The following is a 24,022-nucleotide window of genomic DNA, read 5'->3' as shown; positions in this document are numbered from 1 at the left end:
CCCGATACGGCTGCCGCCGTCGTCGTCGGTATGGTCCCTGGTGTCCTCGCTGGTCTCGTCATGGCACCAGCATCGCCCGTGCGAGCGGACGGGCACATCGGCCCGGCGGGCGAATCTGGTCTAGCCCGGCAGGATGAGAGGCCGCCGAGCCGATCACCCGGCCGAAGGAGAGGGTCGGCTCAGGTGTCGACGACGTGGGCCAGCAGCCCGGTGTCCTCGGCGAGCAGCTGCTCGGCCGTGCGCCGGCCCAGCGCCGCGGCCGCGGCGATCTCCTCGTCCGAGCCGAGCTTCGGGTCCAGCTCGATCTGCTGCTCGGCCCGCTGCGCGGAGACGCCGTCCGGCGAGCAGACGACGGTGTCCAGCCGCAGCACGGAGCCCGCGCCGGAGTCGGTCTCGGACTCCGCCGACTGCAGCAGCCGCCCCAGCCCGCCGATCGGCGCCGAACAGCCGGCGTTCAGCCGGGCGAGCAGCGCCCGCTCGGCGGTGGTCTCCAACCGGGCGCGCCGGTCGTCGGCGGCGGCCAGCGCCGGTCCCAGCGGCGCGTCGGCGGCGGCGTCCTCGCTGCGGACCTCCACCGCCAGCGCGCCCTGGCCGGGAGCCGGCAGCATCACCCGCGGATCCAGCAGCTCGGAGATGTGATCGGCCAGCCCCAGCCGGGTCAGGCCCGCGCCGGCCAGCACGACGGCGTCCAGGTCTCCGCGGGCGGAGTCGGGCGCCTGCGTGGAGGTCTCGGCGGCGTCCTCGCGGCCGCGGACCCGGGCCAGCCGCGTGCCGACGTTGCCGCGGATGTCGACGACGTCGACGTCCGGCCGGGCCAGCCGCAGCTGGGCGGCCCGCCGCGGCGAGCCGGTGCCGATCTTCGCTCCGGCGGGCAGCTCGGCCAGCGGCAGGTCCCCGGCCGAGCACAGGGCGTCGCGGACCTGCTCGCGGGCCGGGACCGCGGCGATGGTCAGCCCCTCGAGGTCCTTCGCCGGCAGGTCCTTCAACGAATGCACTGCGACGTCGCAGCGCCGGTCGAAGAGGCCCTGCCGCAGCGCGGAGGCGAAGACGCCGGTGCCGCCCATCTGGGCCAGCGGTCCGGTGAGCACGTCGCCCTCGGTGCGGATGGTGACCAGCTCGTGCTCGATCCCCGCGGCGGCGGAGAGCGTCTCGGCCACCGTGGTGGACTGGGTCATCGCCAGGCGGCTGCCGCGGGTGCCGACGCGGAAGGTCCGCATCAGGACGACTCGGCCTGACGCCGGGTGCCCCAGCCGCCGTCGACGGTCAGGTCGCTCCAGTCGCCGGCGACCGTCTGCTCGCCGGAGGTCGACGGCTCCCCATCCTCGCCGAGCAGGTACTCGCCCATGATGTCGACCAGCCCGGAGACGAATGCGGGGTGCACGCCGGGGGTCGGGGCCCGGTGGAAGGCCATCCCGTGCTCCTCGGCGGTCTCCTTCGCCTCGGTGTCGAGATCCCACATGACTTCCATGTGGTCGGAGACGAAGCCGAAGGGCATGACCACCACGCCGCCGAAGGCCGCGGCGTCCTCGGCGATCTGGTCGTTGATGTCCGGCTCCAGCCACGGGGTCCGCGGATCACCCGAGCGGGATTGGAAGACCACCTGGTGCGCCAGCCCCTCGGCCTGGGGCACCTCGTCCATCAGGTGATCGGCCACCGCCTGGTGCTGGGCGGAGTAGACGTCGGTGCCGAAGAGCTCGCGGATCCGCTCCGGGCCCTGCTCCTCCGCCGCCGCCGTCGGGATGGAGTGGGTGACGAAGAGGACCTTGATCGGTTCGCCGTCGCGGCCGTCGGCGACCAGCTGGGCGCGCACGTCGTCGATCCCGGCGCCCAGGAACTCCTCATTGGGCCTGGTGAAGGCCTTGTCATGGAAGAACTCGCGGACCTTGACCAGCTCGAGCTCGCCCTCCAGCCCCGTCTCGGCCAGCGTGCGGTCGAAGTCCTCCAGGTACTGGTCATTGCTGGAGTAGCCGACGTAGGCGGAGGTGACCAGCACCAGGATCTTCCGGTGCCCGTCCTGGTGCATCTGCCGGAAGGTGTCGGCGAAGTACGGGTCCCAGTTGCGGTTGCCCCAGTAGACCGGCAGCTCGATCTCCCGCTCGGCCAGCTCGGCCTCCAGCGCGGCCTTCAGCCGACGGTTCTGCTCGTTGATCGGACTCACGCCGCCGTTGGCGCGGTAGTGCGTGGCGACCTCCTCCAGACGTTCGTCCGGGATGCCGCGCCCGCGGGTGACGTTGCGCAGGAATGGGATGACGTCGTCCTGGCCCTCCGGCCCGCCGAAGGAGGCGAGGAGGACGGCGTCGCAGCGGGCCTGCTGGGAGCCGGTCGGGGATGCGGGAGACATGGTCAGCGGAGCACCTCGGTGATCTCGGCGGTGGTCTTCAGGCGGCGTCCGGTGAAGAAGGGCGTCTCGTCACGGACGTGGTAGCGCGTCTCGGAGGCGCGCAGCCGGCGCATCATGTCGACCAGGTCGGTCAGCTCCGGGGCCTCCAGGCCCAGCAGCCACTCCCAGTCGTTGAGCGCGAAGGCGCTGGTGGTGTTGGCCAGCACCGACGGGAACTCCTGGCCCAGCTGGCCGTGCTCGCGCAGCAGCTCGCCGCGCTTGGCCGGGTCCATCAGGTACCAGTCGTAGGAGCGGTTGAACGGGTAGACGACCAGCCAGTCCTCGGCCTCGACGCCGAGGCTGAAGGCCGGCACGTGCCGGCTGGCGAACTCGGCGGTGCGGTGGACGCCCATCGCCGAGAAGGTCTGCTCCGTGTCCGCGAGCGGCCCGGTGCGGTGCAGAGTGCGCAGCGCCTGCTGCAGCGCGGCCGGGTCATGGCCGGTCAGCCAAGTCATCACGTCGGCGTCGGCGCGCATGCCCGAGACGTCGTAGACCCCGCGCAGCACGATGTCCTGCTCGGCGAACCCGGCGACGGCGGCGTCGAACTCCTCGACCTGTGCGGAGACCTGCCCCTCGGCGGCCGCACGACGCGGCCCGGTGCGCCGGAAGACGGTGTAGAGGGTGTACCAGTCCAGGCCCGAGTCGTTGACGTCCTCGGCGGTCCGGACAGCATTGCGGCCGTAGCTCATCTGCTCCTCCTTCGACACTCCGGCGGGTCGTCGCCGGCACCGGACCCAGCGTACCGTCGAGCCGCCGGACCGCACCGCGCGTTGCACGCCGCATTCCGCCAGACCCCCTCCTGACCTGGGGCGATGTCGTCCTGCACAGGATCACGTGGCGAGGATCTCGCCGGCGACGGCGCGCGCGTCCGGGACCACCCGTGCCAGCCCGGTGCCGGCGAACCAGGAGCCCGCGGCATGCAGCCGCGGCAGGCCGGCGGCCGGGTCGGCCGGTGCCTCGCGCAGTCCGGCGCGCAGCCGCTCGATCTGCCCGGCCTGGCCGGCCGCGCTGCGCGGCAGCGCCTTCTGCCAGCGCACCACGTCGGCGTCGAGGATCTGCTCGGCGGCGATCGATCGGTCGAAGAGCGCCCCGACGTCGACGGCGGCCGCGGCGAGCAGCTCCTCGTCCGAAGAGGCGAAGCCGAGCACGCCGGATCCGGGGACGTCGGTGACCCGCCCGTAGGACAGTCGCACCAGGTGCCGGCCGGGGCCGCAGGCGGCGTCGAGCCACTCCCACTTCGCGCTGGCATGAGTCATCGCCTTCGCCGCGACGCCCGGGGTCGACGGGGCGACCAGCATGCCGGTGCCGCGCGGACGCCCGTCGAGCTCCGGAGCGTCGAGGACCATCGAGACCAGCGCGACGCCGCGGCCGGCCCGAGGCGCGTCCCGCCCGTCGTCGCCGTCGGCCTGTCGCCCGCCGGTCCGGCCGTCGTCGCCGTCGTGCTCTCCGGCGTCCGGCAGCTCGACGAGCCCTCCGGCCAGCCGCGCGGCGGTCGGCGCGTCGACGGCGAGCACCACGTCGGTCACCGGCCCGGCGTCCTCCTCCGCCAGCTCCGTCAGCAGCACCGGCAGCGAGTCCACGCGCCGGCCCAGCCGGACGTCGACGCCGCGAGCACCGCGCCGCGGCAGCTGCTCGGCGAAGGCGGCGATCAGCGTGTTCAGCCCGCCGTGCAGCGACTGCACCGCCGAGCCGGCCGGAGCCTGGGCCTTCACCGCGGCGACGGCGCGGGCCAGCGAGCCCTCGCGCAGCATCGCGGCGAAGAGCCCGGGAGCGGCGGTCTCCAGATCCAGATCGTCGGCGCGAGCCGAATGCACTCCGGAGACGATCGGCGTGACCAGCCGCTCGAGCACGGCCTCGCCCATCCGGTCGCGGACGACCTCCCCGAGGGTGACCCCCTCGCGACCCCGCCAGGCCGCGACGTCGGCGGTCAGGTCCTGTGCGGCGAGCGCGGCGGCCTCAGCGCCGATCAGCCGCACGACCTCCTCGCCGTGCGGATCGGCGGGGATGCCCAGGATTCCGGTGGGCGGCATGGGGGCGGCGACGTCGGGCAGCCGCAGCCACGCGCCGTCGGGCCGGGGCTCGACGATCGCCGACTGCAGCCCCAGCTCCTCGACGAGCCGCGGCACCGCCGTCGATCGGGTCGCGAACGCCTCGGCGCCGGCGTCGACGGCGAGCCCGGCCAGATGATGGACGCCGACGGCCCCGCCGAGCCGGTCGGCGGACTCGACCAGGGTCACCGCCCGGTCGGCGCCGGCCAGGTCCCAGGCGGCGGTCAGCCCGGCGATGCCGCCGCCGACGATCAGCGTGCGGCTCATGCCGCGCGCTCGTCCTCGATCCGGTGGATGAGCGAGACCAGATCGGTGAGCACCTGCGGGTCGGTCGACGGCGGGACGCCGTGGCCGAGGTTGAGCACGTGGCCGGCGGCCGACGATCCGGCGGCGATGACCTCGCGGACGTGGGCCTCGAGCGCCTCCGGCCCGGCGGCCAGCAGCGCGGGGTCGATGTTGCCCTGCAGCGGGGTCTCCTCCCCCAGCCGGCGGGTGGCCTCGGCGAGGTTCAGCCGGTAGTCGATGCCCACGACGTCTGCTCCTGCGGACTTCATCAGGTCCAGGATCTCGGACGTGCCGGTGCCGAAGTGCACCAGCGGCGCCCCCAGCCCCTGCACATGCGACAGAGCGGCGGCCGAGTGCTGCTGCACATGGGCGGCGTAGTCCTCGCGACCGACCGATCCGGCCCATGAGTCGAAGAGCTGGGCGGCCGAGGCGCCGGCCATCAGCTGGGCGCGCATGAAGCGGCCGGAGACGTCGGCGGCCCAGGCGGCCAGCGCCTCCCAGGTCTCCGGGTCGGCGTGCATCATCGTCCGCGGACCCAGGTGGTCGCGGGAGGCCCGCCCCTCGACCATGTAGGCCGCCAGCGTGAACGGCGCGCCGGCGAAGCCGATCAACGGGGTCGAGCCCAGCTGCGCCACTGTGCGACGGACCGCCTCGGCGACCGGGGCGAAGGCGTCGTCGTCGAGCGTCGGCAGCGCCTCGACGTCGGCGCGGGTGCGCACCGGATGCGCCAGCACCGGACCGACGTCGGGGACGATCTCCACATCGATGCCGGCCAGGCGCAGCGGCACCACGATGTCGGAGAAGAAGATGGCGGCGTCGACGTCATGACGACGCACCGGCTGCAGGGTGACCTCCGAGGCCATCGCCGGATCCAGGCAGGCGTCGAGCATCGCGGTGCCCTCGCGCAGCTCGCGGTACTCGGGCAGCGAGCGGCCCGCCTGGCGCATGAACCACACCGGGCGGCGCTCCGGGCGAGCGGGCCGACCCTGCGCGTCGCGGCCGCCGCGGTACTCCACCAGCAGCGAGGAATCGGCGGTGGCCCCGGTGCGCAGCGGATGCTCGGCCGGCAGCGTCGCGGCCGCGGGGGCGACCGGGCGGGTCGGCACCGTCGTGGGCGAGGAGGCGGCCATGCTGTTGAAGGCGGAGGGAGTCATGCCGCCCAGCCTACTGCGCCCCGGAGCCCCGCGGCACCGACGGGCTCCACGTCTCCCCCGCTGACTCCGCCGCGCGCGGGCGCGGGCGTCTCGTACGTCACCTTCTGCCCACAGGTGCTCGCCCAGGCTGTAGAATCGGGAAGTCGTGGTTCTCTTCTCACTCGTGGCGACGCACGCCGATCTCGATCTCGAGACCGTCGGCACCCTCAGCTCAGGAGCGGCCGATGTGGCCGGTTCTGTGGACGTGCCTGCCGTGACGCTGGCGACCTGCAACCGCCTGGAGATCTACGCCGAGGCCCCGTCCGAGTCGAAGGACGATCTGGCCGCCAGCCGCGACGAGCTGGTCGAGGCCGTCGCCGAGGCCTCAGGCGTCGACCGCGGCACCATCTCCTCCTCCTTCCGCACGCTGATCGAGGACGACGCCGTCGGCCATCTCTTCGAGGTCGGCGCCGGGCTGGACTCCGCCGTCGTGGGCGAGCGGGAGATCGCCGGCCAGGTGCGCAAGTCGCTGGCCGAGGCCCAGGAGGCCGGCACCGTCAACGGCACGCTGACCCGGCTCTTCGAGTCGGCCACCCGGACCGCCAAGGACGTCGGCGCCCGCACCGCGCTGGGCAGCCGGGGCCGCTCGATCGTCTCGGTCGCCCTCGACGTCGCCGGCGATCTGCGCGGCGACGGCACGGCCTTCTACCCCGGGGCCTCAGTGGTGCTCATCGGCACCGGCGCCTACGCCGGCACCGCACTGGCCCAGCTGCAGGAGCGCGGCGTCTCCGACATCTCGGTCTTCTCCGGCTCCGGACGGGCCGGGCAGTTCGTCGCCGAGCGCGGCGGCGGGGCCCGGGCGCTGGCCATGGAGGAGCTGCCGGCGGCCTTCGCCGGCGCCGACGTGATCATCGGCTGCTCGGGCGGCAACCGGCAGATCACCGCCGACGAGATCCGGCGGCTGGCCGGCGTCGGCGAGGACGGCCGCGACCGTCCGCTGACGGTCATCGACCTGGCGCTCTCCCATGACTTCACCCCCGAGGTCGCCGAGCTGGACGACGTCGAGCTGATCACCCTGGAGTCGGTGAAGATGGCCGCGCCGCAGGAGACCGAGAACTCGGTGGAGCAGGCCCGCGAGGTCGTGCAGGCCTCGGTCCGGGAGTACCTCGAGGAGCGCCGCCGCCGCACCGCCGACGACGCGATCGTCGCGCTGCGCAGACACACCCAGCAGCTGCTCGACGGCGAGATGGAGAAGGTTCGCAGGCAGCACGGCTGCACCGGCGCCGCCGAGGAGGTCGAGTTCGCCGCCCGGCGGATCGTGCGGAAGCTGCTGCACACCCCCACGGTCCGGGCCCGCGAGATGGCCGCCGAAGGCCGCGCCGACGACTACGTCCGGGCCCTGGCGGATCTCTTCGGCCTGGAGGTGGGCTCGCGCGAGGAGACGGAGCGGCGCCAGCCGGCCAAGCGCCGCCGCGCCGAGGAGTTCTCCGCCGCGGAGCTGGCCCAGATGGCGTCCTACCTGCAGAAGGTCCCCGACGGCGGATTCTGCCGACATCACAGCCCCGGGGAGTTCCAGGTGGAGCGACTCGAGGTCGCCCAGCGGCTGACCGAGGCGCAGGCCTCCTGATACGTTCGTCGGCATGACGAGCGCAGACGACCTGCTCACCACGCTGCTGGAGGTCGAGCACGCCGGATGGCGCGCCCTCTGCGAGCAGCGCGGCGGCGCCCACTACGGGACCCTGATGACCCCCGACGGCCTGATGATCCTGGTCGACGGCTCGATCCTCGACCGCGACGCCGTCGTCGCCTCTCTCGACGGCGCCCCGCCGTGGGACGACTATGCGCTGACCGAGCCCCGCGCGCTGGATCTGAGCCGCGACGTCGCCGCGCTGGTCTATCGGGCCGAGGCGAGGCGCACCGGCCGGGAGCCCTTCCGCGCGCAGATGACGAGCACCTACCGCTTCCTCGACGGCGTCCCCCGCCTGGCGCTGTACCAGCAGACCGCGACTCCCTGAGACTTCGAGGGGCTTAGAGCACCCCGACCCGGTCGGCCGGAGCCTGCCGGCGAGGCCTCAGGCCGAGACGCGGGCGCCCTGCCGGGAGACTCCGACCATGTCCTCGCGGGGGACGACCTTCACCCGCTCGCGCTCGACCGATCCGACGGCCGTGGCCTCCTCCCCGAGCTCGCGCTCGTGGCCGTCCAGCTGCAGCCAGCCGGCCCAGGACGTCGTCTGCACGCCGCGGGACTCCAGCAGCTCGACGACGTCGACGTCTCCGGCCGCGCTCTCCCGGCCGGGCAGCTGCGGCAGGTCCTCGAGCAGGCAGGCGACGGTCTCCATCGCATCGCCCTTGGTATGGCCGATCAGTCCGACCGGGCCGCGCTTGATCCAGCCGGTGGAGTACACGCCCGGCACCGCCGCGCCGTCCTCGTCCAGCACCCGACCGGCCTCGTTCGGGATCACGCCGCGGTCGGCGTCGAAGGGCACGTCGGCCAGCGGCGAGCCGAAGTAGCCCACCGCGCGGTAGACCGCCTGCACCGGGTAGTCGAGGAACTCGCCGGTGCCGCGCACGCTGCCGGTGCCGTCCAGCTCCTGACGCTCCATGCGGATGCCGGCGACCCTGCCCGCGTCCTCGCCCTCGCCGGCGAGGATCTCCGTCGGCGACTGCAGGAAGTGCAGGTGCAGCCGCCGCGGGGCCGGCTGGTGGTCCGGGTCCTCTTCGCGCTCGTCCTGCTCGACCAGCCAGTTGGTCAGCGTGTTCACCATGGTCTTGACCTGGTTGTTCGACTTGATGGCCTCGTCGGAGCCCTCGTCGAACTCGAAGTCCTCCGGGTGCAGCACGATGTCGACGTCCTTCGAGTGCGCCAGCTCGCGCAGCTCCAGCGGGGTGAACTTCACCTGGGCGGGACCGCGACGGCCGAAGACGTGCACGTCGGTCACCGGCGAGGACTTCAGTCCCTCGTAGACGTTCTGCGGGATCTCGGTGGTCAGCAGATCGTCGGCATGCTTGGAGAGCATGCGGGCGACGTCCAGGGCGACGTTGCCGTTGCCGATGACCGCGACCTCCGTGGCGTCCAGCGGCCACTCGCGCGGGTAGTCGGGGTGGCCGTCGTACCAGGAGACGAAGTCTGCGGCGCCGAAGGAGCCGTTCAGGTCGATCCCCTCGATGTTCAGCGCGGCGTCGTCGATCGCACCGGTGGCGAAGACGACGGCGTCGTAATGACGCTGCAGCTCCTCGAGCGTGATGTCGGTGCCGTAGTCGACGTTGCCGATGAAGCGGATGCCGTCGCGCTCCATCACCTTGTGCAGGGCTTTGACGATGCCCTTGATGCGCGGGTGGTCCGGGGCCACGCCGTAGCGGATCAGCCCGAAGGGCGTCGGGCAGCGGTCGAAGAGATCGATCGCCAGCTCCTCGCCGCCCTCGGAGCGGGCCAGGTTGTCGGCGGCGTAGACCCCGGCGGGACCGGAGCCGATCACCGCGATGCGGCGGGCCGCATCGGGGATGAACTCGGACGCGGCGGTCAGGTTCTCAGCAGTCATGGTCTGTGTCCGTCCTTCGTGTCTGAAGCGGGTCAGCGGGTCGTGGGGCGTCATGCCGGTCGTCGCGGCCGGCCGGCGCCGCACCGACCCTCTCGGCCGCCCCGTCGTCGTCATCGTCGGTCCAATCATCGGCGAGAGTGACCACCGCGCCGACGACGATCACCGCCGGATTGGCCACCTGGCGCCGGGCGGCGAGCTCGCCGATGCTGCGCAGCCGGCCCAGCGTCACCCGCTGCGCCTCGGTCCCGCCGGACTCCACCACGCCCACCGGAGTCTCCGGGTCATGACCGTCGGCCATCAGCTGGCGGCTCACCCGCGGCAGCGTGGAGACTCCCATGAGGATGACCAGCGTGTGCTGCGCGGAGCGCGGCACCACGTCCAGATCCTCATGTCCGGTGATCACCGTGAAGCCGCGGGCCAGTCCGCGGTGGGTCAGCGGGATCCCGGCGGCCGCCGGCACCGCGGAGGCCGAGGTGATGCCGGGGACCACCTCGACGTCGACGCCGTGGGCGCGGCAATGCTCGCGCTCCTCGCCGCCGCGGCCCAGCACATAGGGGTCGCCGCCCTTCAGCCGCACCACCCGACGGCCGGCGCGCGCCCGATCGACGAGCAGCTCGTTGATCTCCTGCTGCGAGGCCGACTGCCGGCCGGGCTCCTTGCCGACCTCGAGCACTTCGACGTCCTCGCCGAGCTCGTCCAGCAGGCCCCGCGGGCCCAGCCGGTCGGCGACGACGACGTCGGCGGCCTCCAGCAGCTCGCGGCCGCGCACGGTGATCAGCTCGCTCGGGGCCGGCCCGCCGCCGACCAGGGCGACGTGTCCGGTGCTCATCAGCTCCCCGTCGCGGCGGCGGTGTGGATGCCGCACTCGATCTTGCCGCTGCCCGACCAGCGGCCGGCGCGCGGGTCCTCCCCCGGCGCGACCGGTCGGGTGCAGGGCTTGCAGCCGATCGACGGGTAGCCGTTGTCGCGCAGCAGATTCACCGGAAGCCGGCGCCGGGCCGAGTGCTCCACCAGGTCCTCGTGGCGCCAGGTGGCCAGCGGGTTGACCTTGATCAGCCCGTGAGCCTCGTCGAAGGTCACCAGCGGCGTGTTCAGCCGCGTCGGGGCCTCCTCGCGGCGCACTCCGGAGAACCAGACGCGGTACCCGGCCAGCGCGTCGTTCAGCGGCTCGACCTTGCGCATCCGGCAGCAGGCCGCCGGATCGCTGGCGAAGAGGTCCTTGCCGTGCTCGGCGTCCTGTTCGGCGACGCTGAGCTTCGGAGTGACGTCGACGACGGTCACGTCGAGCTGGCGCGCGACCTCGTCGCGGGTCGCCAGCGTCTCGGTGAAGTGGTATCCGGTCTCCAGGAAGAGCACGTCGACGCCGGGGAACCGGTCGGCCACCAGGGAGGGGACGACGGCGTCGGCCATGGAGCAGGCCACTGCCAGGTCCTCGGTGCCGAAGTGCTCGGCCACCCAGGCGATGACGTCCTCGGCGGAGGCCTCCCAGCCCAGAGTCTCGGCACCCTCGGCGGCCAGCGCACGGAGGTGATCGACGTCGGCGGGCGCCTCGGCGACGGCGGAGGCGCGGTCGGTCGCGGTGCTCATGCGGCCTCCACCTCCTTCTTCTGCAGCCGCTCCTCGTCGGCGCGGTGAGCCCACTCGCCGAAGGTCTCGCCGGCGCTCCGGTCGTCCAGGAAGCGGCGGACCAGCGTCTCGACATAGTCGACGAGCTCCTCGGTGGTGACCTTGAGCCCGCGCACCGTCCGGCCCAGTCCCGGGTCGTCGCGGTGTTCGGAGGTCAGCCCGCCGCCCAGGTGGACCTGGTACCCCGGGGACTTGCCGCCGTCGCCGTCGGGCAGCAGCTGGCCCTTCAGGCCGATGTCGGCGGTCTGGATGCGGGCGCAGGAGTTCGGGCAACCGTTGATGTGCAGCGTCAGCCGCTGCGGCATCCGCTCGGCGACGTCGGCCAGCCGCTCCTCGAGCTCGCCGACGGCGGTGGCCGCGTTGGCCTTGGTCTCGACGATGGCCAGCTTGCAGAACTCGATGCCGGTGCAGGCGATGGTCGAGCGGCGGAACACCGACGGCGCCGGATCGAGGCCCAGGTCGCGGAGTCCGGCCTGCACCGCCTCGACGTGCTCGTCGGCCACGTCGAGGATCACCAGGTGCTGGAAGGGCGTGGTGCGCAGCCGGGTCGAGCCGTGGGCCTCGAGCAGGTCGGCCAGCTGGACCAGCAGCGTGCCGGAGACGCGGCCGACGGTCGGGGCGGCGCCGATGTAGTTCAGCCCGTCCTTCTGCCGATGCACGCCGATGTGGTCGCCGGGGACGTTCGGCGTCTGCGGGGCCGGGCCGTCGGCCAGGGCGTAGCCGAGGTACTCCTCCTCCAGCACGCGCCGGAACTCCTCCGGACCCCAGTCGGCCATCAGGTACTTCAGCCGGGCCTTGTTGCGCAGTCGGCGGTAGCCGTAGTCGCGGAAGATCTGCGTGACTCCGTGCCAGACCTCGGCGGCCCGTTCCTCGGGCACGAAGGCGCCGAGCCGCTCGGCCAGCCGGGCGCTGGTGGACAGCCCGCCGCCGACCCACAGGTCGTAGCCGGGGCCGTGCTCGGGATGGTCGATGCCGACCAGCGAGCAGTCGTTGATCTCGTGGACCACGTCCTGGCTGGGGTGGCCGGTGATCGCGGTCTTGTACTTGCGCGGCAGATTCGCCAGCTCCGGGTCGCCGATGTACCGGTCGGAGATCTCGCGGATGACCGGGGTAGGGTCGATGATCTCGTCAGCCGAGATGCCGGCGACCGGGGAGCCGAGGATCACCCGCGGGGTGTCGCCGCAGGCCTCGGTGGTGTGCAGGCCGACCGCCTCCAGGCGGCGCCAGATCTCCGGGACGTCCTCGACGGCGACCCAGTGCAGCTGCACGTTCTGCCGATCGGTGACGTCGGCGGTGTCGCGGGCGAAGTCCCGGGAGATCTCGCCGACGACGCGCAGCTGCTCGGTGCTCAGCGCGCCGCCGTCGATGCGCACGCGCAGCATGAAGTACTCGTCGTCGACCTCCTCGGGCGGCAGCGAGTTGTGCGCGCCGGCCTCCACACCGGGACGCCGCTGGGTGTACAGCCCCCACCAGCGGAAGCGGCCGCGCAGGTCGTCGTTCGAGATCGAGGCGAAGCCCTGCTTGGAGTAGACCTCCTCGATGCGGCGACGCACGTTGAGGCCGTTGTCCTCCTGCTTGAACTCCTCGTTGTGGTTCAGCGGATCGGTGCCGTCGACCTTCCACTGCCCGTTGGGGCGCTTGGTCGGGCGGGGCGCTGCGGGTTTCACGGGCACGTCAGTGCTCAATGGCTCCTCCATCGGTCCTGGCGTTAGCACCCGGCACGAAGCCCTGCAGGGCAGGGACGTCACCCGGGTTGCTGCGGCATCGTCGAGCCAGATCTCTCAGCCGCTCTGGATGGGTCATGCTGTTGTCCGAGACCTCACGCTACTCCAGGACCACCGACGAGGAGAAGACGACATGTCACATATCGTCATGAATGTTCATGTGTTCAGTCGAGGTCCTTCTCGGCCAGCCAGTCGCCGGCGATGTCCTCGGCCGCGGCCTGCTCGTCGATGCTGCGCCCGTTGAGCGCCAGCAGCTCCTCGCTGGTGAGCTCGGCGGTGACCTCCTCGACGGCCGCGCGCGCCTGCTCCCCGACGGCCTCGGAGGCCAGCGGGACCACCGGCTGCGGCGGGACCAGCTCCTCGGGGTCCTCGAGCACGACCAGGTCGTTCTCCTCGATCGTGGGATCGGCGCTGTAGATGTCGGCGACGTCGGCGTCGCCGTCCTTCAGGGCGCGCACCGTCAGCGGCCCGCCGGAGTCCTCCACCGGCACCACCTCGGCGTCGACCCCATAGACCTCCTGCAGCCCCTCGGGGCCGTAGGGCCGGGTGGCGAATTCGGAGTTGGCCGCGATGCGCACCCCGCCGTCGATCCCGGCGAGGTCGCCGACGTCGGACAGGTCGTGCTCCTCGGCGAACTCGGCGGTGACCACATAGGAGTCCTGGTCCGTGGCCTCGGCGGCGGACAGCGCCTCGACGCCGTCGGGCAGGGCCTCCTCCAGTCCGGCGAGGATCTCCTCACGCGTGGCGGCCTCGGATTCGGCGTCCAGGTGCTGCAGCAGGTTGCCGGCGTACTCCGGGAAGAGGTCGATGGCGCCGGACTCGACCTCGGGCATGTAGACCTCGCGCCGGCCGATCTCGAACTCCCGCTCGACCTCGTGCCCCTCGGCCTCGAGCTTCTGGGCGAAGAGCTCGGCGATGATCGTGTTCGAGTAGTACTGCTGCGAGCCGACGACGATCGCCGAGCCGTCGCCCGCTCCCCCGCCGTCGCCGCCGTCCTCGGCCAGCGGATCCGAGGAGGAGCAGGCGGCGAGGCCCAGCAGCGCGACGGCCGCCAGCGAGGAGACGCTCGCGGTCCTGCCGCGGGGACGGGTCGGGCGGCGCAGTGCATGGTCCATGGTCGTTCTCCTCGTCTGGTGGATCGGCTGGTGGATCAGGCGGTGCCGGGCCGGCGGGCGAGCAGCCGCTGCCCGAGGGCGAACAGCGCGTCGAGCACGACGGCCAGCAGGATCACCACGATCGATGCTCCCAGCATCATGGCATAGTCGTAGTTGCGCAGACCCAGGAACAGCGGCCGGCCGAGGCCTCCGGCACCGACATAGGCGGCCAGCGTCGCCGTCGCCACGACCTGCAGCGTCGCCAGTCTGACGCCGCCGAGGATCAGCCGCATGCCCAGCGGCACCTCGACGCCGAGCAGCACCTGCACAGGGCTCATCCCCTGGGCGCGGGCGGCGTCGACGATCTGCGGATCCACCGCCTCGACGCCGGAGTACGCACCGGCGAGGATCGAAGGGACCGCCAGCACGATGAAGGCGACCATCGGGGCGGTCAGCCCGATCCCGGCGGCCAGTGCCACCAGGGTGATCACACCCAGCGTGGGCAGCGCCCGCGTGACCCCGGTGCTGACCACCGCGATCCCGCGGCCGCGGCCGGTATGGCCGATGAGCAGCCCGGCCGGCAGCGCGACCAGCGCCGACAGCCCGACGGCGAGCAGCGAGTAGAGCAGATGCTCGCCGGCGCGGACGCCGAGCCCGCCGGGACCGGTCCAGGAGTCGGCGGTCAGCACCCAGTCCAGCGCCTCGAGCAGAGGAGTCATGCCGCCCCCTTCTCCGCGCTCCGCGACGCCGAGCGCCGGGGCACCGGTCGCCGCCAGGGCATCAGCACCCGACCGAGGGCGACCAGCAGCAGGTCCAGCACCAGCGCCAGCGCTGCGGTCGTCACGATGCCGGCGACGATCGCGGCGACGATGCCGCGCTCGAAACCGTCGGTGAACAGCGAGCCGAGGCTGGTGACGCCCAGCACCGCCGAGACGCTGACCAGGCTGATCGTCGAGACCGAGACCACGCGCAGCCCCGCCAGCAGGGCCGGGCCGGCCAGCGGCAGCTCCACGGTCAGGAAGCGGCCCCCGGCGGAGTGCCCGACGGCGACGGCGGCCAGCCGCACGTCCTCCTCCACCGAGCCGAAGGCGTCGGCGGCCGAACGCACCATCAGCGCCAGCCCGAACAGCGTCAGGGCGACCACCGCGTTGAGCGGCTCCCGGATGCTGGTGCCCAGGATCAGCGGCAGCACGATGAACAGCGGCAGCGAGGGGATCGCATAGAGCAGCCCGATGCCGCCGACCAGCGGCTCGCGCAGCCGCGGCAGCCGCACCGCGAGCCGGCCCAGCGGCAGCGAGAGCAGGAAGGCCGCCAGCACCGCCGGGGCGCTGAGCAGCAGATGGTCGAGGGTGAGCTCGAGGATGTGCGGGAGATTCTCCAGGATCCACTCCACGGCGGTCACTCCCCGGCGTCGGCGGAGGGGCCGCCGTCGGCGTCGTCGAGCACGCCCAGCGGTCGACCGGCGTCGTCGGTGACCACCTGCCCGCCGCCCGGACGCGGGGCGGCCCGGAGCTTCCGCCGGCCCTCGCCGAGGCCCAGGAAGCGGGAGACGAAGTCGTCGGCCGGCGCCTCCACGAGCTCGCGCGGCGTGCCCACCTGGGCCGTGCGGCCGCCGGGTCGGAGCACCACGATCTGGTCGCCGAGGGCCAGCGCCTCGTCGATGTCGTGGGTGACGAAGACGATCGTCTTGCGCAGGTCGTCCTGCAGCCGGCGCAGCTCACGCTGCAGCTCCAGCCGCACCAGCGGGTCCACGGCCCCGAAGGGCTCGTCCATCAGCAGGATGTTCGGGTCGTCGGCCAAGGCGCGGGCGACGCCGACGCGCTGCTGCTGGCCGCCGGAGAGCTGGCCGGGGTGACGCCGGGCCAGCTGCGGGTCCAGGCCGACGACCTCCATGAGCTCCATCGCGCGCCGGCGAGCCTCGGCCCGCGGAACGCCGTTCAGCCGGGGCACGGTGGCGATGTCCTCGACGACGCGGCGATGCGGCATCAGCCCGGAGTTCTGCATGACGTAGCCGATGCTGCGCCGCAGCGCCACCGGCCGCACGGTCGCGACGTCGACGTCGTCGATGCGCACCGAGCCGGCGGTCGGCTCGACCATGCGGTTGACCATGCGCAGCAGCGTGGTCTTGCCGCAGCCCGAGGAGCCCAGCAGCACTGTGGTGGTGTGCGAGGGAACGGTGAGGCTGAAGTCCTCCACTGCGGCGGTGCCGTCGGGGTAGGTCTTCGACACCTGGCGGAACTCGATCACGACAGCACCTCCTGCTCCTCGGCGCGCGGCCCGTGCGGCCCGTCCGCCCCATCCGACCCCGGGCCCCGGCCCGGCTCCTGATCCGTCTCCGCCGGACGCACCTCGGCGTGGGCGCCCAGCCGACGACCCATCACCTCGACGGCGTGCGGCGAGGAGTCGATGCAGACGAAGCGGCGGCCCGTCTCGGCGGCGACCGCGCCCAGCGTCCCGGAGCCGGCGAAGAAGTCCAGCACCCAGTCGCCGGGCCGGGAGGAGGCGGCGACCATCCGGCGCAGCAGCCCGGTGGGCTTCTGCGTCGGGTAGCCGGTCTTCTCGCGGCCCGTCGGCGAGACGATGGTGTGCCACCAGACGTCGGTGGGCAGCTTCCCGCGGGCGGCCTTCTCCGGAGTGACCAGCCCGGGGGCCATGTAGGGCTCGCGGTCGACAGCCTCGGCGTCGAAGTGATAATCCTGCGGGTCCTTCACATACACCAGGATGGTGTCGTGCTTCGTCGGCCAGCGCTTCTTCGTCCGGCCCCCGTAGTCATAGGCCCAGACGATCTCGTTGAGGAAGCACTCGCGGCCGAAGATGACGTCGAGCATCACCTTCGCGTAGTGCACCTCGCGGTAGTCCAGGTGCAGATACAGCGTGCCGGTCCGGTCGAGCAGCCGCCAGGCCTCCAGCAGCCGCGGCTCGAGGAACTCCCAGTAGTCGGTGAAGGAGTCGTCGTAGGCGGCCAGCAGCCGGCGCACCGTCTCATAGCGTCGTCCGCCGAAACCCACGTGGGCGCCCTCGGCGTGCCGGGTGGTGCTGGTGCGGACGCTGGTCCGTGCCCGACCGGTGTTGAACGGCGGGTCCAGATAGATCATGGCGAAGCCGCCGTCCGGCAGCCCGCGCAGGTGCTCGAGGTTCTCGCCCTCGAGCACCAGCGACGGGCCGTCCGGGTCGAATGCGGTCGTCACCGATGAAGATCCTGCCTCGGCCCGGGCTCAGGCGCCCGAGCCGGCCTGTCCGCCGTCGCCGTTGGAGGACCCGCTCTCCGCACCGGAGCCCGAGGACCCGCCGCGACGACGACGCCGCCGGCGCCGCTGACCGCCGCCGGATCCGCTCCGACTCGATTCGCCGGCCTGGTCCTTCTGACCGCTCTGACCCCCGGCGTCGTCGGAGGACCGGCGCGTGCGCCGTCGGCCGCCGCCGCGTCCCGATCCGCCCCGGCCTGAACTGCCCCGGCCCGAGTCTTCCCGGCCCTGGCCGCGCGAGGACGAGCCCTTGCGGCTGTCGGCGTCGGCGCCGCCCAGCTCCTCGAGCTTCTCGTCGTCCAGCCCGGTCTTGGAGCGCTTGTGGCGCGGCAGACGCCCCTTGGTGCCCTTCGGGATGTCGAGGTCCTCGTAGAGGTGCGGCGACGAGGAGTAAGTCTCCACCGGCTCGTCCACGCCCAGCCCCAGCGCGTTGTTGATCAGCTTCCAGCGCGGAACGTCCTGCCAGTCCACGAAGGTCACCGCCGTGCCCTTCTGCCCCGCGCGGCCGGTGCGGCCGATGCGGTGCAGATAGGCCTTCTCGTCCTCGGGCGCGGTGAGGTTGATGACGTGGGTGACGTCGGTGACGTCGATGCCGCGGGCGGCGACGTCGGTGGCCACCAGCACGTCGATCTTCTCGGTGCGGAAGGCCCGAAGCGCCTGCTCGCGCGCGCCCTGGCCGAGGTCGCCGTGGATCGCCCCGGCGGCGAAGCCTCGGGAGATCAGCTCGGCGGAGAGCTTGTCGGCCTGGCGCTTGGTCCGGGTGAAGATGATCGTGCGGCCGCGCCCCTCGGCCTGCAGGATCCGGGCGATGACTTCGTCCTTGTCCAGCTGGTGGGCGCGGTAGATGACCTGCCGGATGTCCTTCTTGGTCACACCCTCGTCGGCCGGATCGGCCGCGCGGATGTGGGTCGGCTTGGTCATGTACCGGCGAGCCATGGAGACCACCGGCCCCGGCATGGTCGCCGAGAACAGCATGGTCTGGCGGCCGATCTCCGGCACGGCCGAGAGGATCTTCTCCACGTCGGGCAGGAAGCCGAGGTCGAGCATCTCGTCAGCCTCGTCGAGCACGACGATGTTGATGTTCTTCAGCTTCAGGTAGCGCTGACGGTGCAGGTCGATCAGCCGACCGGGAGTGCCGACGACGATCTCGACGCCGCGCTGCAGCTCCTCGATCTGGGGCTCGTAGGCGCGGCCGCCGTAGATCGTGGCCACCCGGGCGCCGCGCTGGGCGCCGGCGACCTTGATGTCCTCGGCGACCTGCACGGCGAGCTCGCGCGTGGGCGTGACGATCAGCGCCTGCGGGGCGCCGGGCGCCTCCATCCCGTCGAAGCCGGCGTCGTCGGGCGTGGTCACCCGCTGCAGGGCGGGGATGCCGAAGCCGAGGGTCTTGCCCGTTCCGGTCTTGGCCTGGCCGATGATGTCGCTGCCGCCCAGGGCGATGGGCAGCGTCTCCGCCTGGATCGGGAAGGGCGTGACGATGCCCTTCTCCTCCAGGGCCGCGACGATCTCGGGGCGGACCGCGAAGTCGGCGAAGGTCACCTGCTCCTCGGCGGCCTGCGTCGACTCGGCCTCATCGGCCGATGCTGTGGTCTGTTCAGTCATAGGTTCTTTCATTCGGCGACTGCGGCGAAGCCGACAGTCTGCTTGGTGTCGGAGCCGATCTCCACGTAGCCGATGGACGCGACGGGGACCACGATGGTCTTCTCCCGACGGTCCTGCAGGCTCAGCAGCGGCTTGTTCTGCTCGACCGCTTCGGCGACGCGCTGCTGCACGTCCTCGGCGGTGGCATCGGTCTCGACGACGATCTCGCGGGTGACGTTCTGCACTCCGATGCGTACTTCCATGGTGCTCCTCCGTGTCTCTGCAGGGCCGCACGGAGCCCGCGCGGCCTCTGACGTCTCCGCTCCGACGCCGGACCCTGCGGCCGCGGACGGCCGACGGGACGACGTCGTCATCCTCCCCGATACTACCCACCACGTCGGCTCAGCACCTCACCGGCCTCTGACCCGGGCCGCGATCGGGGCCGCGATCGCGGCCGCGCCGACGACGGCGTGCGACGCCGCCTCAGTCCGGCGCCGAGGCGGCCGAGTCGCCGGAGGCGGCCTCGCCCTCCTTGGGGAAGCCCGAGATCCCCCGCCAGGCCAGCCGGGAGGTCAGCTGCGAGGAGACGTCCAGATCAGGACGTTCCGAGAGCCGGGACCAGTGCCGCGCGGCGGCGGTGACCATGCCGATCAGCCCGTGGCCGAGCAGCGTGGCCTCGGCCATCGGCTGGCCGGTGTCGTCGACGATGACCTCGGCGATGCGACCCGCGACCCGGTCGAAGAAGCGGTCCAGCCGGGACTCGACGGCCTCGTCGTTGTCCATCCCGGAGGTGAGCAGCAGCCGGTAGGCCTCGTCCTCGCGGGAGATGAACTCGTAGAAGGCGGTCATCGTCGCCGTGACGCGCTCCTTGTTGTCATCGGTGGAGCTCAGCGCGGCGACCAGCATCTCCTCGAGCTGGCCCAGATGCGTCTCCAGCAGATCCAGGAAGAGCTCATGCTTGCCCGGGAAGTGCTGATACAGCACCGGCTTGGAGACCTCCGCGACCTCGGCGATGTCGTCCATCGACGTGCTGTGGTACCCCTTGGCGACGAAGACCTGCAGCGCGCTGTCGAGCAGCTGGCTCCGACGCTGGGCGCGCGGCAGCCGCCGGGCACGCTGCGGCGCCGGGGCGGGGAGGACGTCGTCGGTCATGGCGTCCCAGTCTACGGGACCTCGCCGGCGGCTGTCCGTCCGTGGGGCCGACGCGCCCGCGGGCCGGGTCGAGGGCGACTCGCTCCTCGTTCGCGCTTCATTCGCGCTTCATTCGCGCCTCAACGCGGCAGATGGCCGTACGCCGGGACGCCGGTGGCGAGATCGAGCAGCTCCGCGACGGTGTCCAGATCGGTGGTGTTCTCCCCGATCAGGTTCGGCTTGCCGGCTCCGTGGTAGTCCGAGGACCCGGTGACCAGCAGATCGTGGCGCGCGGCCAGCTCGAGCAGCACCTGCCGCCCCTGCGGCGGGTTGTCCCGGTGATGGACCTCGACGCCGCCGAGCCCGGCCTCGACGAGGTCCTCCAGCTGCTCGGACGAGAGCGTCCGGCCGCGCGCGGAGGCCATCCCGTGGGCGAGCACCGGCACTCCCCCGGCGTGACGGATCAGCCGGATCGCCTCGTCCGGACGCATGTTCAGCTGCGGCACGTAGTACGGCGAGCTGCGGTGCAGCAGGCGGTCGAAGGCCTGCTGCCGGTCGGCGACGACGCCGACGGCGACCAGCGCGTCGGCCAGGTGCGGCCGACCCAGCGTGGCGCCGTCCGCGACCTGAGCCAACACGTCCTCCCAGGTCAGCGGAAAGTCCTGGGCGAGCCGCTCGGTCATCCGTCGCGCCCGCTCCCAGCGCCCGCCGCGGGCCCCGCGGATCGCCTCCGCGAGCCGGGGCTCGTGCGGGTCGTGGAGGTAGCTGAGCATGTGCACGCTGATCGCATCCGAGGAGAGCGTGGTGATCTCCATCCCCGGGACAGCAGCACCCCGTGCTCCCCCGCGGCGCGCATCGCCTCCGCCCAGCCGGCGGTGGTGTCGTGGTCGGTCAGCGCGATGCCGTCCAGCCCCGCGCGGGCGGCGGCGGCCACCACGGCCGCCGGGGGCTGGGTGCCGTCGGAGTACCAGGAGTGCGCATGCAGGTCGACGCCCATGTCCCTCACTGTATCCCCGCGGAGGCGCGCCCCGCGTCTCGGCGACGCGGCGTCTCATCCCCCGCCCCCGCGATCCTCCCCGTCCGGCGTGTCACGTCCGGGCCCTGTTGTCACGTCCGGGCCGGGACGTGACAACAGGGGCCGGACGTGACACGCAGGAGGATCGGCGGAGACGGCCGCTCGCCGGTGGGACCGCGCGCACCGAAGTGACAGACTGTGGAGCATGGTCAGTTCGCAGAATCACCCGTCTTCCCACGAGTCCTCCGAGTCGGCCGGATCGGCCGAGCGCGCGGAGGAGTTCGACGTCGTCTCCTCGGTCGAGCGGACCACGCTCACCCCCGCCGGTCCCGACCAGGAGACCACCTCCGGCGAGACCGGAGGCCCCGGCGACCAGCCGCTCGAAGAGCGCGGCTCGAACCGGTCGCAGAAGCCGACCTCGCGAGCCTTCAAGGAGTTCATGGCGTCCCACTGGGCTCCGGCCGAGCAGGTCGAGCACGCCCGCGACGCGGTGGCCGACCATGCCGCGCGCCGTCGTGCCCGCGTCTCGCGGAACCACACCGGCGAGCGCCTGGTCATCCCGGCCGGCCCGCTGAAGGTCCGGTCGAACGACACCGACTACCGCTTCCGCCCGCACTCGGCGTTCGCCCACCTCACCGGCCTGGGCCTGGACCACGAGCCGCACGCCGCGCTGGTCTTCGAACCGGTCGAGGAGGGCGCCGGCGACGGCGGCTCCGACCATGAGTGCACGCTGTACTTCAAGCCGATGGCCGGCCGCGACACCGAGGAGTTCTACGCCGACGCCCGCTCCGGCGAGTTCTGGATCGGCCCGCGCCCGGACCTCGAGGAGTTCCGTCAGCGGCTGGGCCTGCGCACCGCCGACGTGTCCCAGCTGGAGATCGCGGTGACCAAGGACGCCGGCCCCGCCGAGCTCGGCGGCACCCGCATCCGGCTGCTGCGCGAGGTGGACTTCGACGTCGACGCGCTCGTCGACACTTCGCGGATCAACACCGGAGTGGATCTCGAGGCCTCCGACGCCACCGACGCCGAGCTGGCCGAGGAGCTCTCCGAGCTGCGGCTGGTCAAGGACGACTGGGAGATCGAGCAGCTGCGTGAGTCGGTGCGCTCGACGATCGCCGGATTCTCCGACGTCGTCTCAGTGCTGCCGCGGGCCGTCGGGCATTCCCGCGGCGAGCGCGTGGTCGAGGGCGCCTTCTTCTCCCGCGCCCGTCTGGAGGGCAACGATCTGGGCTACGACACGATCGCCGCCAGCGGGAACAACGCCACCGTGCTGCATTGGATCCGCAACACCGGAACCGTCCGCGACGGCGAGCTGCTGCTGCTCGACGCCGGGGTGGAGGCCGAATCGCTCTACACCGCCGACATCACCCGCACCCTGCCGGTGAACGGCACCTACTCCCCCGTCCAGCGGAAGGTCTACGAGGCCGTGCTGGCCGCCGCCGACGCCGCCTTCGCCGTCGTGCGCCCGGGGATCCGCTTCCGCGACGTGCACCGCACCGCGGTGACCGTGCTCGCCGAGCACCTGGACTCCTGGGGCCTGCTGCCGGCGCCGCTGGACGAGGTCCTGGACGACTCCGGCCAGCACCACCGCCGGTGGATGCCGCACGGCACCAGCCACCACCTGGGCCTGGACGTCCACGACTGCGCCCAGGCCAAGCGGGAGCTGTACCTGGACGGCGTGCTGGAGCCGGGCATGGTCTTCACGATCGAGCCGGGCCTGTACTTCAAGGCCGAGGACCTCGCCGTGCCGGAGGAGTACCGCGGCATCGGGGTGCGCATCGAGGACGACGTGCTGGTCACCGCCGACGGCGCGGAGAACCTCTCCGCGGAGCTTCCGCGGAGGCCCGACGACGTCGAGGCCTGGATGCGCGAGGTCCAGGCCGGCACCCGCGCCCGCGGCTGATCCCGTCGCCGACGTCCGACGGACGCGGCCGCTCACCGCGCATCAGTCGCGCGGCGGCCGCGTCCGCGCACTTCACCGGCCCGCAGGCCTTCCCGATGCGCCGGGACGGGGCCGTATGCTGACCCCATCGACGACCCCCGACGATCCGTCCGGGGGCGAATCGAGCGGAGGGAGGCTCCTATGGGCATCATCGGCTGGCTCATCCTGGGACTGATCGCCGGAGCGATCGCCCGCGCCATCCTGCCGGGGAAGCAGTCCGGCGGCTGGATCGCGGCACTGATCACCGGCGTGCTGGGTGCGATGCTCGGCGGATTCCTCGCCTCGGCGCTCTTCGGCGTCGGCATCGGCGAATCGTTCTTCGACCTGGGCACCTGGATCTTCGCGATCGCCGGCGGCGTGATCGTCGCCTTCCTCTGGCAGGCGCTGACCGGGCGCGGGCGCTCCGAGGTCTGACGCACGGGCTTCTACAGCCTGAGCCGGAGGCCCGGCTCGCCGCTCTGACGAGCCGCCGCGGCGCCGTCGCGCGACGAGTGGTCACGCGTGAGGACACCCGGCGCCCCGGACCGGCGTGCGGGGACGGGTGCGCCGTCAGGATCGACCACTCAGCGGGTGGTCTCCTCCGAAGAGTCGCCGTCCTTCCGCGGCGGCGCATCCTGCCCGGCGGCCTGCTCCGCCGACGCCTGCTCCGGCACCTGCTGCTCTGCGGATGTCTGCCCCGACTCCCGGTCCGACGCGCCCTGCGACTCGGCCGGAGCGGCCTGCGCGGCACCCTCGGCACCCTGCTGCTCCGGCGCGGGTGCGGCGCTCGTCGCGCTGCTGGCGCTCGAGGAGCTGGTGGTCCGCACTCCGTAGCGCGGTCGGCCGTCGGGCAGATCGCCGTAGCCGGCCCGCGGCCCCGCGGGCTGCGGAGTCTGGGCGTCCGCCGGCGGTCCGCCGTCGGGGCCGGGCTGTCCGCCCGGCTGAGCGGGCACAGGCTGCTGCGGGCCGGGGACCGGCTGCTGCATCGGCGCCTGCGGGCCCGGCGCCGCCGTCGTCGGCTGCATGCTCGAGACCCCGACGCCCTGCATGAGCCGCCGGGCATGACCGGCGGCGTCGAAGGAGCAGACGACGTCGAAGGAGGTCGCCACCAGCTGCGAGGAGGAGGCGAAGTCCCGCCGCCCCCGGCGCACCGCGTAGCCGATCACTCCGACGATCATCCACACCGCGCTGCCCAGCAGCACGGCGAAGAGGATGTCCAGCGGGTTCGCCTGCGGGCCGAAGAGGTACATCAGGAAGCCGATGAAGGCGCCGAACATCGCACCCTGCGCCGCGCGGCGCC

General features: G+C 72.6%; 21 protein-coding genes, 2 pseudogenes and 1 riboswitch. Of the genes and pseudogenes, 4 read left to right on the top strand and 19 right to left on the bottom strand.

The genetic code is table 11. The annotated features are described in order from the left end of the window. Positions 1-179: 179 nt before the first annotated feature. The 5 genes from hemC to hemE form a co-directional block, all read right to left on the bottom strand. The gene (gene hemC / locus GU5_RS14870; protein ID WP_010525193.1) at positions 180-1,217 is read right to left on the bottom strand and encodes a hydroxymethylbilane synthase; all 1,038 of its coding nucleotides are present in this window, start codon (positions 1,215-1,217) and stop codon (positions 180-182) included. After that, on the bottom strand, positions 1,217-2,341 hold the full coding sequence (locus GU5_RS0108670) for a ferrochelatase (protein ID WP_010525192.1): 1,125 nt from the start codon (positions 2,339-2,341) through the stop codon (positions 1,217-1,219). The genes hemC and GU5_RS0108670 overlap by 1 nt, the downstream gene beginning before the upstream one ends. Before the next feature lie 2 nt (positions 2,342-2,343). Then, positions 2,344-3,069 (bottom strand): hydrogen peroxide-dependent heme synthase, encoded by a 726-nt coding sequence (gene hemQ / locus GU5_RS0108665; RefSeq protein WP_029514151.1) that lies wholly within the window; start codon positions 3,067-3,069, stop codon positions 2,344-2,346. A 141-nt stretch (positions 3,070-3,210) separates the two neighbouring features. After that, positions 3,211-4,695 carry an NAD(P)/FAD-dependent oxidoreductase gene (locus GU5_RS0108660; protein WP_010525190.1) on the bottom strand — a complete coding sequence of 495 codons (1,485 nt, stop codon included), beginning with the start codon at positions 4,693-4,695 and terminating at the stop codon, positions 3,211-3,213. Continuing rightward, a complete protein-coding gene (hemE, locus tag GU5_RS14865; protein ID WP_010525189.1) occupies positions 4,692-5,867 on the bottom strand; it encodes a uroporphyrinogen decarboxylase in 1,176 nt (391 codons plus the stop codon). The genes GU5_RS0108660 and hemE overlap by 4 nt, the downstream gene beginning before the upstream one ends. Before the next feature lie 145 nt (positions 5,868-6,012). Here hemE and GU5_RS0108650 point away from each other — a divergent pair, with 145 nt between their 5' ends. Both GU5_RS0108650 and GU5_RS0108645 read left to right on the top strand, forming a co-directional pair. Continuing rightward, positions 6,013-7,473 carry a glutamyl-tRNA reductase gene (locus GU5_RS0108650; protein WP_083830424.1) on the top strand — a complete coding sequence of 487 codons (1,461 nt, stop codon included), beginning with the start codon at positions 6,013-6,015 and terminating at the stop codon, positions 7,471-7,473. A 13-nt stretch (positions 7,474-7,486) separates the two neighbouring features. Next, positions 7,487-7,861: a nuclear transport factor 2 family protein gene (locus GU5_RS0108645; RefSeq protein ID WP_010525187.1), complete on the top strand. Its 375-nt coding sequence runs from the start codon at positions 7,487-7,489 to the stop codon at positions 7,859-7,861. Between the two features lie 57 nt (positions 7,862-7,918). Here the strand turns inward: GU5_RS0108645 and GU5_RS0108640 are convergent, their stop codons facing one another. From GU5_RS0108640 to GU5_RS15960, 13 genes and pseudogenes are all read right to left on the bottom strand, one after another. Then, positions 7,919-9,385 (bottom strand): FAD-dependent oxidoreductase, encoded by a 1,467-nt coding sequence (locus tag GU5_RS0108640; RefSeq protein WP_010525186.1) that lies wholly within the window; start codon positions 9,383-9,385, stop codon positions 7,919-7,921. Further along, complete coding sequence (gene cobA / locus GU5_RS0108635) at positions 9,375-10,214, bottom strand: uroporphyrinogen-III C-methyltransferase (protein WP_083830422.1); 840 nt, start codon at positions 10,212-10,214, stop codon at positions 9,375-9,377. Before cobA ends, GU5_RS0108640 begins: the two co-directional genes overlap by 11 nt. Next, positions 10,214-10,972 (bottom strand): phosphoadenylyl-sulfate reductase, encoded by a 759-nt coding sequence (locus tag GU5_RS0108630; protein ID WP_010525184.1) that lies wholly within the window; start codon positions 10,970-10,972, stop codon positions 10,214-10,216. Before GU5_RS0108630 ends, cobA begins: the two co-directional genes overlap by 1 nt. Then, positions 10,969-12,696, bottom strand: a complete 1,728-nt coding sequence (locus tag GU5_RS0108625; RefSeq protein ID WP_237704702.1) for a nitrite/sulfite reductase — start codon at positions 12,694-12,696, stop codon at positions 10,969-10,971. Before GU5_RS0108625 ends, GU5_RS0108630 begins: the two co-directional genes overlap by 4 nt. Positions 12,697-12,701: 5 nt before the next feature. Further along, positions 12,702-12,812: riboswitch (SAM riboswitch) on the bottom strand. Between the two features lie 87 nt (positions 12,813-12,899). Beyond that, positions 12,900-13,850 (bottom strand): ABC transporter substrate-binding protein, encoded by a 951-nt coding sequence (locus tag GU5_RS0108620; RefSeq protein ID WP_010525182.1) that lies wholly within the window; start codon positions 13,848-13,850, stop codon positions 12,900-12,902. 35 nt (positions 13,851-13,885) lie between these two features. Further along, complete coding sequence (locus tag GU5_RS0108615) at positions 13,886-14,548, bottom strand: ABC transporter permease (protein ID WP_010525181.1); 663 nt, start codon at positions 14,546-14,548, stop codon at positions 13,886-13,888. After that, positions 14,545-15,222 (bottom strand): ABC transporter permease, encoded by a 678-nt coding sequence (locus tag GU5_RS0108610; protein ID WP_029514148.1) that lies wholly within the window; start codon positions 15,220-15,222, stop codon positions 14,545-14,547. Before GU5_RS0108610 ends, GU5_RS0108615 begins: the two co-directional genes overlap by 4 nt. A 5-nt stretch (positions 15,223-15,227) precedes the next feature. Continuing rightward, a complete protein-coding gene (locus tag GU5_RS0108605) occupies positions 15,228-16,076 on the bottom strand; it encodes an ABC transporter ATP-binding protein (protein ID WP_010525179.1) in 849 nt (282 codons plus the stop codon). Further along, positions 16,073-17,017: a site-specific DNA-methyltransferase gene (locus GU5_RS0108600; RefSeq protein WP_010525178.1), complete on the bottom strand. Its 945-nt coding sequence runs from the start codon at positions 17,015-17,017 to the stop codon at positions 16,073-16,075. Before GU5_RS0108600 ends, GU5_RS0108605 begins: the two co-directional genes overlap by 4 nt. Before the next feature lie 27 nt (positions 17,018-17,044). Then, positions 17,045-18,676 (bottom strand): DEAD/DEAH box helicase, encoded by a 1,632-nt coding sequence (locus GU5_RS14860; RefSeq protein ID WP_010525177.1) that lies wholly within the window; start codon positions 18,674-18,676, stop codon positions 17,045-17,047. A gap of 8 nt (positions 18,677-18,684) precedes the next feature. Then, positions 18,685-18,918, bottom strand: a complete 234-nt coding sequence (locus GU5_RS0108590) for a DUF3107 domain-containing protein (RefSeq protein ID WP_010525176.1) — start codon at positions 18,916-18,918, stop codon at positions 18,685-18,687. Positions 18,919-19,138: 220 nt separating this feature from the next. Continuing rightward, the gene (locus tag GU5_RS0108585) at positions 19,139-19,807 is read right to left on the bottom strand and encodes a TetR/AcrR family transcriptional regulator (protein ID WP_010525175.1); all 669 of its coding nucleotides are present in this window, start codon (positions 19,805-19,807) and stop codon (positions 19,139-19,141) included. 119 nt (positions 19,808-19,926) lie between these two features. Continuing rightward, a pseudogene (locus GU5_RS15960) lies at positions 19,927-20,783 on the bottom strand (PHP domain-containing protein). Positions 20,784-21,006: 223 nt separating this feature from the next. Here GU5_RS15960 and GU5_RS0108575 point away from each other — a divergent pair. Together GU5_RS0108575 and GU5_RS0108570 are read left to right on the top strand one after the other, a co-directional pair. Next, positions 21,007-22,704 (top strand): aminopeptidase P family protein, encoded by a 1,698-nt coding sequence (locus tag GU5_RS0108575; protein WP_010525173.1) that lies wholly within the window; start codon positions 21,007-21,009, stop codon positions 22,702-22,704. 180 nt (positions 22,705-22,884) lie between these two features. Beyond that, a complete protein-coding gene (locus tag GU5_RS0108570; RefSeq protein WP_010525172.1) occupies positions 22,885-23,157 on the top strand; it encodes a GlsB/YeaQ/YmgE family stress response membrane protein in 273 nt (90 codons plus the stop codon). A gap of 149 nt (positions 23,158-23,306) precedes the next feature. Here the strand turns inward: GU5_RS0108570 and GU5_RS17285 are convergent. Next, positions 23,307-24,022, bottom strand: a pseudogene (locus GU5_RS17285) (hypothetical protein); the annotation flags it as partial.

This window comes from Nesterenkonia sp. F (assembly GCF_000220985.1).
Classification (GTDB): domain Bacteria; phylum Actinomycetota; class Actinomycetes; order Actinomycetales; family Micrococcaceae; genus Nesterenkonia.
Note: the sequence above shows the minus strand (reverse complement) of the source record. Positions and strands in the feature narration are given on the sequence as shown.